Source organism: Polaromonas sp. (assembly GCF_039930745.1).
GTDB lineage: Bacteria > Pseudomonadota > Gammaproteobacteria > Burkholderiales > Burkholderiaceae_C > Polaromonas.
Map to the genome: position 1 here is coordinate 1 of NZ_JBDTTH010000110.1, position 12,267 is coordinate 12,267.

Genomic DNA, 12,267 nt, shown 5'->3' on the forward strand with positions numbered 1-12,267 from the left:
AGGGGGTGCGCTTCTATACCAAGCAGAAATCCATTATGCAGAGGTGGCCTGAGAGCATTGGTGAAGGCGCGGAGTTTGTGATGCCAACAGCTAAATAGGTAGCCCACCCGGAAAGCCTTCCCCCTGCGGCGCGGCTGGCAATCGCCAGGTCGCTGTCACCTTTTCCGCTGTCGTGCATCTAATGACGTAACTCTCACAGGATGACGCATGGACGGACCAGACAGTGACACCACGGACGCCGAATTGCTTCAAGCGCTGCGCGCAGGAAATGCCTGGGCGTACGAGCGGCTGATCCGGCGCTACAACCGCCTGCTGTTTCGCGCCGCGCGAGGCATCGTCAACAACACGGAAGAAGCGCAGGACGTCGTCCAGGAAACCTACCTGCGTGCCTTCGTATCCATCGAAAATTTCCGGGGTGAAGCATCACTGGGGACGTGGCTCGCCCGCATTGCGATCAATCAGGCTCTTGTCCACCAGCGTCACCTGGGGCGCCGGGTTTTGTGGAACGACCAGCCGGGCGCACAGGAGGGCGATATGGTTTCTGAACTGGAAGGGCCCGATTCTCCGGATCCGCAAGATGAAGCATTGCGCGCCGAACTGCGCCAGCATCTGGTGGAGGCGGTGGACGCGCTCGCCCCGATCTACCGGACTGTCTTCATCCTTCGCGGCGTGGAAGGGCTCAGCGTCGAAGACACCGCTGTCACCCTTGGGGTCAGCACCGATGTTGTCAAGACACGCTACCTGCGTGCCCGGGCCCTGCTGCGCGGCGCACTGTCGCCAAGCGACCCCGCGGCTGCAACGGAGTTTTACGGATTTGCCGGTAGCCAGTGCGACCAGACGGTGGCCTGGGTACTGGCTCAGCTGCGCAATCGGGGCGTGATCCGCGACCACTGAATTCAACCAAGGAGCAGGCAATGACACAGAAAAATTTTCCGTCCTTCCTGGACAACGGTCGCCGTCGCACAGTCTTCGCAGGAGGTGCCTTGCTGTCGGGCGCCGCTGTCGCGCTGCTTGCTGGGCGCGACGCCCTTGCCCAGGGTGCGCGCGCGAGTTCCGCGCAGTCCGAGGCCGACGTCCGTATTTTGAACACGGCCATCGGTGCGGAGTTTGAAGCTGTAGCCGCCTACCAGGTGGGCGCCGAAAGGGGCCTGTTGTCACCCGGCGTTCGCACGGTGGCGTTACAGTTCCAGGGGCATCACAAGGAGCACGTCGCGGCACTCGCCGCAGCCGTTCGCAAACTGGGCGGGCATCCCGCCGAAGCGCGTGGCTCCTACGTCTTCCCCATCGACAAGCTTCACAGCGAAGCGGACGTTCTGCGGTTTGCCGCGGGGCTGGAACGTGGCGCAGTTTCCGCCTACCTGAACGCGGTTCCGCTGTTCAACAGCCGTGACCTGTCGCAGGCGGCTGCCAGCATCCTCGGCGACGAGGCCATGCACTGGGCCGTTTTGCGCCAGGTGCTGGGAGAGATGCCCGTCGTCCCTTCCGCCTTCATGTCCTGAGCATGTGCTGCAGGTACCTGTTTTCGGTTGCAGTGGCCATGTTCGCTGCCGGCAGGTGCAGTGCGGCGGATCCTGCCCGGGGCGCCCGGATTTACGCCGAACGGTGCATTGCCTGTCACTCGATCGACGTCAACCGCACGGGTCCTGCCCACTGCGGCTTGTTCGCTCGCATCTCAGGCACGGCACCGGGCTTCAAGAACTACTCCCGGCCCATGCGGGACGCCCGGATTCGATGGAGTGAAGCCACACTGCTTGTCTTTCTGAAATCACCGACCACTGCGGTCCCAGGCACATCCATGACCTACAACGGCATCGCTGACGCGGGCGAGCGCGCCGACCTGGCCGCCTGGCTGAAGCAGGCTACATCCGCCCAGAAATGCGCGCTGAAAACGGGGGATGGTTCATGAACGCTCCCGAAATGCGCCAATTGCTGCCGGACACGCAATCGGAGCCGGACAACCGAGGCACGGCCATCGACGCTGTCGGCATTAGCGAACTGCGGTATCCGCTGCAGATAGCCGACGCCGGCCGGTCTGTCGCCACCATCGGAACCTTCGGGATGTGTGTGCACTTGCCGGCAACCCAGAAGGGAACGCACATGTCGCGCTTTGTTGAGCTGCTTTCCGGCCGGCTCGGCGCACTGGATGCCGCGGCAATGCGGGAGCTGACATACGACATGCTGGAGAAGCTCGACGCTCGCGCGGGATTCATCACGGTGGAATTTCCGTATTTCATCGAAAAGGCCGCGCCGGTGAGTGGCGCGCGCAGCATGTGGGATTGCGATGTGCGGTGGACGAGTTGCGTCGAGCTGGACGGGCGCCACCGCTTCCTGGCTACGGCCGCAGTCTCGGCCACCAGCCTGTGCCCCTGCTCGAAGAAGATTTCCGCCTATGGCGCCCACAATCAACGTTCAATGATCACCGCTTCGGTCGAGCTGGCGCAGCCGCTGTCCATTGCGCGGCTTGCGCAGGTGCTGGAGCAGGCGGCGTCCTGTCAGACCTTTCCGCTGCTCAAGCGCATCGACGAAAAACACGTCACGGAGCAAGCCTACGACAACGCCAGGTTCGTGGAGGACATCGTGCGGGATGCGGCGCTCGCCCTGGGTGCGGAAGAGCACATCATCGCCTTCAGGGTCGATGTCGAGAACTTCGAATCCATCCACAACCATTCGGCTGTCGCGTACATCTGCTCGCCAAACTGGCGGGCAGCGAGTTGAATCAGCGTGCCAGCCGCTGCTGCGCAAACGCCTCGTACCAGTCCAGGCAGGCCGGGTTGGCCATCGCGTCCTTGTTCACCACCTTCTCCAGCGGCTGGCCGAGCAACAGCTTCTTGATCGGCAGCTCCTGCTTCTTGCCCGACAACGTACGCGGGATCTCCTCCACCTGGAAGATGTCGTTGGGTACAAAGCGTGGTGACAAGGCCGTCTTGATCGCGCCGTTGATCTTTTCGTGCATGCCAGTGTCGAGCGAGACGCCGGGCCGCAGCACCACAAAGAGTGGCATGTAACTTTCGCGGCCCAGGTATTCCAGGTCCACAACCATGGAGTCCAGCACCTCGGGCAAGGCTTCCACCGCGCTGTAAAGCTCACTGGTTCCCATGCGCAGGCCGTGCCGGTTGATGGTGGCATCGGAACGGCCATAGATGATGCAACCGCCCTCCGGCGTGACCTTGAGCCAGTCGCCGTGGCGCCAGACACCCGGGTACATGTCGAAGTAGCTGGAGATATAGCGTTTGTTGCCCTCGTCGCCCCAGAAGTACAGCGGCATGGAGGGCATCGGCTCGGTGCAGACCAGTTCACCCACTTCGCCGATCACCGATTCGCCGGCTTCGTCCCAGGCCTCGACCGCGCAGCCTAGCAGGCGACATTGCATTTGCCCGGGCACTTGGGGCAACTCGCGGTTACCGCCGATGAATCCTCCGGCAAAGTCGGTCCCGCCGGAAATGTTGCACCACCAGATATCGCCCCCACGCTCCCCCACTGCGTGCGCCTCCGGCATGTCGCTGCCCCTTTCCTTTGGAAGAGGGGCCGCTGCTCCTGCGGTCTGGCGAAGCCAGTCCCGCGGCCCCGGCTGGGTTGAAGAGCCACCGTCGCCACCGTTCCACATCCTCAACTTTCGAAACTGTTCCGTGCCCCAGATCTGCACCTCGGGCGACAGCGGAGATCCGGTGGTACCCAGCGCGCGGACCTTCGACAGGTCGCCGCAGGCCGACAGATCCACGCCGGCCTTCATGCAGTTCGCAAAGAATGCGGCGCCGGCGCCGAAAAACGTTACACCGAGCTGCGCGCCAAAACGCCACAAAGTGGTCCAGTCGGGTTGGTCCTTGTAGCCGCCGGGGTTGCCGTCAAAGATGCAGCAGGTGGTGCCGTTGAGCAGGCCACTCATCTGCGCGTTCCACATGACCCAGCCGGTGGAGCTGTACCAGTGGTAGCGCTCGCCCCAGGAGTTGGCGTCGTAACTGCAGCCCACGTCGTTGTGCAGGGTCTTGAGTGCCAGCGCCACGATGACCGTACCGCCATGGCCGTGCACGATGGGTTTGGGCAGGCCGGTGGTACCGCTGGAATACACAATCCAAAGCGGATGGTCGAACGGCAGCCACATGGGCTCGAAAGCCGCAGTTTCAGCATCATTTCGGGCTGCAACCCCTGCCAGTTGTGCGCAGTTTGCTATTGTTTTTGTAGCGTCAAGATTTCCATGAACGATCACATGCTGCACGCTGGGCAAGGCGGCGCGCAGTTCTTCAAGCACGGCGGTGCGGTCAAAGTCGCGCCCGCCATAGGTGACGCCGTCGCAGGCAATCAGCACCTTGGGCTCGATTTGCCTGAAGCGGTCCAGCACGGCGTTGGTGCCCATGTCGGGCGCGCAGATGCTCCACACCCCGCCGATGCTGACCACGGCCAGAAAAGCCACCATGGCCTCGGGAATGTTCGGCAGGTAGGCGGCCACACGGTCACCTGGCTGCAAGCCATGCACCTTCAGGTGCAGCGCCAGCGACGCGACCTGGCGGCGCAGCTCGGGCCAGCTGATCTCGCGCGGGGGCGCGCCGATAGCCATGCTTTTTTCGTTGTGGCTGATCAGCGCAGGAAAACCCGCAGCGTCTGCTTTCTCCACATGGCGGAACACCTGGTGCGCGTAGTTAAACTGTGCGCCCGGAAACCAGATGGCGCCCGGCATGCGGTTCACCGCCAGCACCGCGCTGTGCGTTGTCGGAGATTGGAGGTCGAAGTAATCCCAGATGCTTTGCCAGAAAGCATCCAGGTCGGTCACCGACCAGCGCCACAAGGCATCGTAACTATCGAAAACCAGGCCGCGCTCGTCGCGCAACCAGTCTTGGTAAAGACGGATCTGGGGGATGTAGGGAGCCTGCATGGGTTGAAAGCTTAGCAGCAGCCCATGCTTGGCGAGCTCAAATCCGCGCTGCCAATTTAATCCCGCGGCTCCAGAGGTTCATCACCTGGATGCCGGCAAGCGGCGACAAACGCCCTCGCGTCTGCGCCACTGGCTCAATTCAACGCAGCGCGGGCCGCCTTATTTCGGCGTGCCGCGCATCATGCTTTCGATATCAGCCATGGGGACTGTGCCATTTTTGCTTGGCTTCATGCTCTTCCATTGGGCAGTTTGATAGCGGTTCCACTCGTTGGTGGAAACCATGCCGTCGCCATTGGTGTCCATGCTGTTCATGGCGGTGTTTCCAACCTTGGTGTTCACCTTCATCTCAGCCTTGGCCGCGGCTTTGCCTCCAGACGCGGACGGATTGATTTTTTCCGACGCCGCGGCGCCACCTGTGCCAGCGATGGGATCGGGAGCGGACAAAGTCGAGCCGGCAGCTTTTTTGGTATCAACCTTCGTCTCGGCCTTGACGGCAGGCGTACCCCCGGATGCAGTGGGGCTGCTTTGTGCCGAAGGGTTGGTCACAACGCCTGCGGGCGCCTGGGCAAATGCTGCGCCGCAGGCCAAGGCTGCCAGCGTCAGGACAAATGATTGCTTTTTCATGGGAATCTCCAGTAAGTAGTCAGAGCGGGCTGCTCCAAATCATCATTGCTGCGCCGAGCACCCAGGTTTGTAGGATGAGCACGATGCCCCCCGTCAGCACTGGTCCGCAGTACAGCGGAGAAGTCGAGGTGGTGCCTTGCTTGCAAGGCTCCCATACGGCACCAAAAAAAGCCCGTGTCGCGCGCAAGAATATCAGGGTTTGTACGAGTGTCTAATTATTTTGTACGTTTGTACAATTTAGCCATCCAACCCCGAATCATCGCAAGGAGACAACCCCATGATCAACCGTCGACACTTCATGCATACCGCCGGCGGCGCGGCCGTCCTGGCAGGCTTGGGCCTGCCGCGCGCGGGCTATGCCCAGTCCTCGCTTGAACTGGCCCGTATCATTTCCGGTTTTCCGCCCGGTGGCACGGTAGACGTGCTGGCCCGGCGCGTCGCCGACAAGCTGCGAGGCAACTACGCCACCAACATGGTGGTGGAAAACAAGCCCGGCGCTGCCGGGCAGATTGGCGTCATCACGGTCAAGGACGGCAACCCCGACGGCAGCGCGATGCTGCTGACCCCCTCTTCCATGTTGTCGATCTATCCCTACACCTATCCCAAGCTGCAATACAGGCTCGAAGACCTGGCGCCGGTTTCGGTCGGCGCCTACATCCATCACGGGCTGGCTATCGGCCCGGGCGTGCCCCCATCGGTCAAGACACTCAAGGATTTCCTGGCCTGGGCCAAAACCAACGACGCCAGCGCCAATTTCGGCAGCCCCGGCGCCGGTTCGATGCCGCACATGATCGGCATCCTGCTCGGCAGGTTCACCGGCGTGCACTTGCGGCATATCCCCTACCGCGGCACGGTGCCGGGCGTGCAGGACTTGCTGGGCGGTCAGATCTCCTCGTTCTGCGGCCCGATCGGTGACTACATCCCGCATGTGAAAACCGGCAAGTTGCGCGTGCTGACGATCGCGGGAACAGTGCGTTCGCCTTTCCTGCCCGAGGTACCCAGCCTGCGCGAACTCGGCTACCCGCTGACCGTGCGCGAGTGGTATGGCTTCTTCCTGCCGGGCAAAGCCAAGCCCGAAGTGGTGCGACGCGCATCGGCGTATCTGCAAGCGGCGCTGGGCCAAGCGGACCTGATCGAGTATGGCAAGCAGTTCGGTCTGGAAATCCAGTCTTCTTCCGCGCCCGCTCTGGCCGAACTGCTGCAGGCTGATGCCAGCGAATGGCGCCGCCTGATCAAGCAGGTCGGCTTCACAGCCGAGTCTTGAATCCGGCCCCATGCGTCTTTGTACTTTTCTTGTTGACGATCGCCAGGAGCTCTGCGCACTGGTCGATGGCGACACGCGGCTTGTGCGGCTACAGGCCGCCAGCGTTGGCCGCCTGGGCCAACCCGATCCGCACCTCACTGACATGCTCACCTTCCTGGCAGCTGGCGAAGCCGGCCGCGCAGCGGGCCACGCCGCGCTGGACTTTGCGCTGCAGAAGCAGTCCGAGAATGTGGTCCGCAAGGTGGACGACTCCTGTGTGCAACAACTGGCGCCGCTGCCGCGGCCCGAGTCGATTCGCGAGTTCATGACCTTCGAGCAGCATGTGATCAACTGCGCGCGCAAGTTCGGCATGAAGCCCTGGCGTGCCCGACTCGACGAATGGGTGGAAACGGCGTTTGGCCGCCGGCATACCCGCGCCTACCGGGACAGCCTGCCCTGGTACGAACGCCCGGTGTATTACAAGGGAAACCGTTTTGCCGTGGTCGGCCACAACGCCGAAGTGCGCATCCCCACCTACACGCGTGCCTTCGACTGGGAGCTGGAATTCGGCATCGTGCTCGGCAAGGGCGGGCGCAACATTCCCAAAGACAAGGCTCGCGAGCACATCGGCGGCTACGTGGTCTTCAATGATTTCTCGGCGCGCGACATCCAGGGGCGTGAAATGGGCGGGCGCCTCGGTCCCGCCAAGGGCAAGGACTTCGATACCGGCAACGCCATCGGCCCGGTGCTGGTCACGCCCGATGAAGTACCCGACCCTTACAACCTGACCATGACGGCACGCATCAACGGCGAGGAAGTCTCGCGCGGCCACTCCGGCGGCATGCGTTTCAGCTTCGAGGACATCATCGCCTACGTCTCGCAGAACGAAACGCTGTATCCCGGTGAGTTCTTCGGGTCGGGCACGGCCACCCTGCCCGAATCCGGCCGCGATCGCCGCGGCTGCGGCGTCGAGATGGGCCGCTTTCTGAAAGCCGGCGACGTGATTGAGCTGGAAGTCGAACGTCTTGGTATTCTGCGCAACACAATCACCCAAGGATGAGTCCCGCATGAGCACTGCTGCCCGCCCCCCTGCCAAACGCCGCGCCGCTACCCCGGTCCGGCCTGACCGGCGGCAAAACATCCTGCTTGCCGCTGAGAAGTTGTTTGCCAAGCACGGCTACCACGCGGTGTCGATCCGCCACATCGCCGACGAAGCCCAGGTGCCACTGGCCCTGGTGGGCTATTACTTCGGCGCCAAGCACGAGCTTTACCACGCGATTTTCGAGCACTGGAGCACAACCATCAACGAGCGCCTGGCTGCGCTGGCGCTGGCCATGGCCGACGAAAGCGGCGACCGGTTGCCCCGCATCGTCGAGGCCTTCATCGCGCCGGTCATCCGCCTGCGCGCGAGCGCCGAGGGTGAGTACTACGCACTGCTCATGACACGCGGCCTGGCGCTGCAAAGCGAAGAAGAAGACAGCATCATCCGGGAGTTTTTTGATCCGATGGCGCGCGCCTTTATTGAGGCCTTTCACACCACGCTGGCTGCCGAGTTTCCCGCCACCACTCAAGCCCAGGTCGTCTGGTGCTACCAGTTTGCGCTGGGTGCGCTGCTGCACCACATCGGCGACCGGCGCGTGCATCGCCTGTCGCAGGGCGAAAACCGCCCGAACGACCCGGCCGTCATGCCGCAGCTTGTCGCGTTTATTGCGCACGGCATGCGCGGTGCCATGCTGCAATCCCATCCATCCGCTCCCGCCAGGAAAGAACCATGACACGCCGCATTGTTGACATCTCCATGCACCTGGAAAACGAAGTGCCTTCGGACCCACCGGGATTGGGCCCAAAGATCAGCTACATCAATCACCAGATGAGCTACCCCGACCTCGCACAGTTCTTCCCCGGCCTGAAGCAGGAAGACTTGCCCGACGGCGAAGCCTGGGCGGTCGAAGACGTGCAGCTCAACACCCACAACGGCACGCACCTCGACGCGCCTTATCACTTTGCCTCGACCATGGACGGTGGTCAGCGCGCACTGACCATTGACGAGGTTGATTTGAACTGGTGCCTGCAACCCGGCGTGAAGCTCGACTTCCGCCACCTGCCCGATGGTTACGTGGTGCAGCCCGCCGATGTGCAGGCCGAGCTTCAGCGCATCGGCCATGATCTCCAGCCGCTGGAGATCGTCGTCGTCAACACCCGCGCCGGCAGCGCTTACGGTAGACCAGACTACCTTCGTGCAGGTTGTGGCATGGGTTACGAAGCGACGATGTACCTGTTGGAACGCGGCGTGCGCCTGACCGGCACCGATGCCTGGAGCTGGGACGCCCCGTTTGCCCACACCGCAAAGAAGTACGCCGAGACCGGCGATGCCGGCCTGATCTGGGAGGGCCACAAGGCCGGTCGCGACATCGGTTATTGCCATCTCGAGAAACTGCACAACCTCGAGGCCCTGCCTGGCCAGGGTTTCAGCATCGCCTGCTTTCCTGTGAAAATTCGCGGCGCCTCAGCAGGCTGGACCCGCGCGGTCGCCATCTTCGACTGACAGGAGGGAGGTCCCGGTGGCCGTCGCGGCACCCAGCCCCTGGCATGCATGGCGGTTCAAGGGGTTGCTTGCGGTTTAGCACAAGCGTGCTAATATTCGCCACATGGATGCCAAAACCCAGAAAAGCGAGATGACCCGCGCCGCGATTGTCGGTGCGGCGCTGGACTTGGCTTCGGCTGAAGGGCTGGAGGCCATCACGCTGCAGGCGGTGGCGGACCGGCTAGGTCTGTCCAAGAGCGGCGTGTTTTCGCGCATCGGTTCCCGCGAGGCGCTGCAGAAGGCGGTCATCGAGGAGTACGGTCGCCGCTTCATCGCCGATGTGTTTGTACCAGCCATGCAAAAGCCCAAGGGCTTGCCGCGCCTGAACGACATCATGCAACGCTGGATCGTGCATATGCGTGATGTTGAGGTACACACCGGCTGTATCTACACCGCAGGTGCTTTTGAGCTGGATGACCGCGAAGGCGAATTGCGTGACACGCTGCTGCAGGAAGTCACCCGCTGGCGCGCCGCACTGCGGCGCACGGTTCAGCAGGCCATTGAAGCCGGCCACTTGAGCGCTGACACCGACCCGGAGCAACTGGTCGGAGAAGTCAGCGCCATTTCCATCGGGCTGCTGCATGACGCCCGCTTTTTACGTGATACACGCGCTGCCGAACGGGCCCAGTCCAGCTGGCAGCGCCTGATGAAAAGCTACCAGGCTTGAGTTGTTCCGCCCCACAAGGGCTTTTTGTTGGTCCACATTTCGCACAACCGTGCGGAGAAAGGAAATGCCATGTTGTTCATCCTTGCAGCTATCGCCGTATTTGCCGGCGTTCACGCGGTCCGCGCCGCCCTTGCCTCGCTGCGTTCCCTGCCGCGCAGCAACGAAGACTGGATCTGGTACTGATCCGGTACGCGTCCAGATAACCCGAGGAGCCCTTTCATGACCCGCACATCCCTTGAAACAACCGCCGCGTATTACGGTGCCAGTCCCACGACCAGGATTTTCCGTTGGGGCCTGGGTGCCTCGCAGCGGCTTTGGCCGGCACTGGCGGTTCGCGCGGCGTACCGGCTGTTTGGCACGCCCTTGCCGCCCAAATGGCTGAGCCGCCGCAAGCCCTGGGGACCGGACTGGCGCATCCAGCGCTGGGCTTTTGAAGATGCCAGCCTGACGCTGTACACACGGTCGGTGGCGCCCCACGGCCCGGTCGTGCTGCTGGCCCACGGCTGGGGCGGTCACGCCGGCCAGATGATGGCGCTGGCCGAAACCCTGCAAGCGCGCGGCCTGCGGCCAGTGCTGCTGGAAATGCCGGCGCATGGGCGCAGCGCTGGCTCCACCAGCAACCTGCCGCAATTCGCGCGCGCCCTCGACTATGCCGTCGCGCGTCTGCGGCAGGAAGGCCACCAGATCCACGCTTTGGTGGCGCATTCTCTGGCCGCCAACGCAGGCGCATATGCGGCCAGCCGCGGCCTGCCGGTCGGCAAGCTGGTGCTGCTGGCGCCGCCGGCTTCACCTTATGAATACACCCGGCTCTTTGCGCATGTGTTCGGCTTGCACGAGGGCACGCGCGCAGCCATGCAGCGGCGCATCGAAGCGCGCGAGGGCATCTTGATGCCGCAATTCGAGCCTGCTGCAGTGGGCCCGCGCATTGCCCAGCCCACCTTGGTGGTACATGACCGCCGCGACAGCATCAACCGCTTTGCCGACGGCGTGGCCTACAGCGAAGCGATTACCGGCGCGCGGCTGCTGGCAACAGACGAGCTTGGCCACAGGCGCATCCTGAAAGATGAAACCGTGCTGCGGGAGATTGCCGCTTTTGTCAGTGACTGATTAACGCTAATGGCTGTCACCCACCCTCTTGTGCGGCTCGTCCATTGCCCCTAGGATGGCGCCACTTACAAGGAGTGGGACATGGACAAACCAACAGGGATATTCAACTGGACGGAGAAGAGCGGCACGGTGCTGCAGCAAGGCGGCGTGATTGCGCCCGATGAGCGCCTGCCCTGGCCGCAAACCGCAGTGATGGGCGTGCAGCATGTGATTGCGATGTTCGGCGCCACGGTGCTGGCACCCATCCTGATGGGGTTCGATCCGAACATCGCCATCCTGATGAGCGGCGTCGGCACGCTGATCTTTTTCCTGATCACTGGCGGCAAGGTACCCAGCTACCTGGGCTCCAGCTTTGCCTTCATCGGCGTGGTGATCGCCGCCACGGCATACGCCGGCAAGGGGCCCAACCCCAACATCGGTGTGGCACTTGGCGGCATCATTGCCTGCGGCGTGTTGTACACCCTCATCGGCGCCATCGTTCAGGCCGTGGGCACAGGCTGGATCGAGCGCTTCATGCCACCGGTGGTAACTGGCGCTGTGGTGGCTGTGATCGGCCTGAATCTGGCCGGCATCCCGATCAAGAACATGGCCGCCAGCAACTTCGACTCCTGGATGCAGGTGGTGACTTTTGTCAGCGTAGCGCTGGTCGCGGTGATGACGCGCGGCATGGTGCAGCGCCTGCTGATCCTGGTTGGCCTGATTGTCGCCACACTCGTCTATGCGGTGCTGACCAATGGGCTGGGCCTGGGCAAGCCGGTAGACTTGTCGCCGATAGCCAACGCCGCCTGGGTCGGCCTGCCTGGCTTTGCCGCCCCGGTGTTCAGCGCCAGCGCGATGCTGCTGATTGCGCCGGTGGCCATCATCCTGGTGGCGGAAAACCTCGGCCATATCAAGGCCGTGACGGCGATGACCGGCAAGAACCTCGACCAATACATGGGCCGCGCCTTTATCGGCGACGGCGTGGCCACCATGGTGTCGGGTGCATCGGGCGGTACCGGCGTCACCACCTACGCGGAAAATATCGGCGTCATGGCCGCGACAAAAATTTATTCAACCGCGGTGTTTGTGGTCGCTGGCCTGATTGCGGTGGTGCTGGGTTTCAGCCCCAAGTTCGGCGCGTTGATCCAGGCGATTCCGCTGCCGGTGATGGGCGGCGTGAGCATCGTGGTGTTCGG

General features: G+C 62.9%; 13 protein-coding genes. 11 read left to right on the plus strand and 2 right to left on the minus strand.

Annotated elements, in window-relative coordinates:
* Positions 1 to 207 precede the first annotated feature (207 nt).
* The 4 genes from ABI660_RS20980 to folE2 are packed head-to-tail and all read left to right on the plus strand — an operon-like array spanning position 208 to position 2,715.
* On the plus strand, positions 208 to 894 hold the full coding sequence (locus ABI660_RS20980; RefSeq protein ID WP_348071770.1) for an RNA polymerase sigma factor: 687 nt from the start codon (positions 208 to 210) through the stop codon (positions 892 to 894).
* 20 nt (positions 895 to 914) lie between these two features.
* Complete coding sequence (locus ABI660_RS20985) at positions 915 to 1,499, plus strand: ferritin-like domain-containing protein (RefSeq protein WP_348071772.1); 585 nt, start codon at positions 915 to 917, stop codon at positions 1,497 to 1,499.
* A 38-nt stretch (positions 1,500 to 1,537) separates the two neighbouring features.
* The gene (locus ABI660_RS20990) at positions 1,538 to 1,906 is read left to right on the plus strand and encodes a c-type cytochrome (protein ID WP_348071774.1); all 369 of its coding nucleotides are present in this window, start codon (positions 1,538 to 1,540) and stop codon (positions 1,904 to 1,906) included.
* A complete protein-coding gene (folE2, locus tag ABI660_RS20995; RefSeq protein WP_348071776.1) occupies positions 1,903 to 2,715 on the plus strand; it encodes a GTP cyclohydrolase FolE2 in 813 nt (270 codons plus the stop codon). Before ABI660_RS20990 ends, folE2 begins: the two co-directional genes overlap by 4 nt.
* A 1-nt stretch (position 2,716) precedes the next feature.
* Here folE2 and ABI660_RS21000 read toward each other — a convergent pair whose 3' ends face one another.
* Together ABI660_RS21000 and ABI660_RS21005 are read right to left on the minus strand one after the other, a co-directional pair.
* Positions 2,717 to 4,867 carry an acetoacetate--CoA ligase gene (locus tag ABI660_RS21000; protein WP_348071778.1) on the minus strand — a complete coding sequence of 717 codons (2,151 nt, stop codon included), beginning with the start codon at positions 4,865 to 4,867 and terminating at the stop codon, positions 2,717 to 2,719.
* Positions 4,868 to 5,026: 159 nt separating this feature from the next.
* Entirely contained in the window at positions 5,027 to 5,491 is a 465-nt protein-coding gene (locus ABI660_RS21005) for a hypothetical protein (protein ID WP_348071780.1), read from the minus strand.
* Positions 5,492 to 5,768: 277 nt separating this feature from the next.
* Here ABI660_RS21005 and ABI660_RS21010 point away from each other — a divergent pair, with 277 nt between their 5' ends.
* From ABI660_RS21010 to ABI660_RS21040, 7 genes are all read left to right on the plus strand, one after another.
* On the plus strand, positions 5,769 to 6,755 hold the full coding sequence (locus ABI660_RS21010) for a tripartite tricarboxylate transporter substrate-binding protein (RefSeq protein WP_348071782.1): 987 nt from the start codon (positions 5,769 to 5,771) through the stop codon (positions 6,753 to 6,755).
* Positions 6,756 to 6,765: 10 nt separating this feature from the next.
* Entirely contained in the window at positions 6,766 to 7,794 is a 1,029-nt protein-coding gene (locus tag ABI660_RS21015; RefSeq protein WP_348071784.1) for a fumarylacetoacetate hydrolase family protein, read from the plus strand.
* 7 nt (positions 7,795 to 7,801) lie between these two features.
* Positions 7,802 to 8,509 carry a TetR/AcrR family transcriptional regulator gene (locus ABI660_RS21020; RefSeq protein ID WP_348071786.1) on the plus strand — a complete coding sequence of 236 codons (708 nt, stop codon included), beginning with the start codon at positions 7,802 to 7,804 and terminating at the stop codon, positions 8,507 to 8,509.
* Positions 8,506 to 9,279, plus strand: a complete 774-nt coding sequence (locus ABI660_RS21025) for a cyclase family protein (RefSeq protein ID WP_348071788.1) — start codon at positions 8,506 to 8,508, stop codon at positions 9,277 to 9,279. Before ABI660_RS21020 ends, ABI660_RS21025 begins: the two co-directional genes overlap by 4 nt.
* A 103-nt stretch (positions 9,280 to 9,382) precedes the next feature.
* Complete coding sequence (locus ABI660_RS21030; protein WP_348071790.1) at positions 9,383 to 9,985, plus strand: helix-turn-helix domain-containing protein; 603 nt, start codon at positions 9,383 to 9,385, stop codon at positions 9,983 to 9,985.
* A gap of 219 nt (positions 9,986 to 10,204) precedes the next feature.
* Positions 10,205 to 11,092, plus strand: coding sequence for an alpha/beta fold hydrolase (locus ABI660_RS21035; protein WP_348071792.1), 888 nt, complete (start codon positions 10,205 to 10,207; stop codon positions 11,090 to 11,092).
* A gap of 81 nt (positions 11,093 to 11,173) precedes the next feature.
* On the plus strand, positions 11,174 to 12,267 hold a 1,094-nt coding region (locus tag ABI660_RS21040), incomplete at its 3' end, for a solute carrier family 23 protein (RefSeq protein ID WP_348071794.1).

Bases quoted from the DNA above. Each gene is read 5' to 3' on its own strand.
- ABI660_RS20980 (WP_348071770.1), top strand. From the start codon at position 208: ATGGACGGACCAGACAGTGACACCACGGACGCCGAATTGCTTCAAGCG.
- ABI660_RS20985 (WP_348071772.1), top strand. From the start codon at position 915: ATGACACAGAAAAATTTTCCGTCCTTCCTGGACAACGGTCGCCGTCGC.
- ABI660_RS20990 (WP_348071774.1), top strand. From the start codon at position 1,538: ATGTTCGCTGCCGGCAGGTGCAGTGCGGCGGATCCTGCCCGGGGCGCC.
- folE2 (WP_348071776.1), top strand. From the start codon at position 1,903: ATGAACGCTCCCGAAATGCGCCAATTGCTGCCGGACACGCAATCGGAG.
- ABI660_RS21000 (WP_348071778.1), bottom strand. From the start codon at position 4,867: ATGCAGGCTCCCTACATCCCCCAGATCCGTCTTTACCAAGACTGGTTG.
- ABI660_RS21005 (WP_348071780.1), bottom strand. From the start codon at position 5,491: ATGAAAAAGCAATCATTTGTCCTGACGCTGGCAGCCTTGGCCTGCGGC.
- ABI660_RS21010 (WP_348071782.1), top strand. From the start codon at position 5,769: ATGATCAACCGTCGACACTTCATGCATACCGCCGGCGGCGCGGCCGTC.
- ABI660_RS21015 (WP_348071784.1), top strand. From the start codon at position 6,766: ATGCGTCTTTGTACTTTTCTTGTTGACGATCGCCAGGAGCTCTGCGCA.
- ABI660_RS21020 (WP_348071786.1), top strand. From the start codon at position 7,802: ATGAGCACTGCTGCCCGCCCCCCTGCCAAACGCCGCGCCGCTACCCCG.
- ABI660_RS21025 (WP_348071788.1), top strand. From the start codon at position 8,506: ATGACACGCCGCATTGTTGACATCTCCATGCACCTGGAAAACGAAGTG.
- ABI660_RS21030 (WP_348071790.1), top strand. From the start codon at position 9,383: ATGGATGCCAAAACCCAGAAAAGCGAGATGACCCGCGCCGCGATTGTC.
- ABI660_RS21035 (WP_348071792.1), top strand. From the start codon at position 10,205: ATGACCCGCACATCCCTTGAAACAACCGCCGCGTATTACGGTGCCAGT.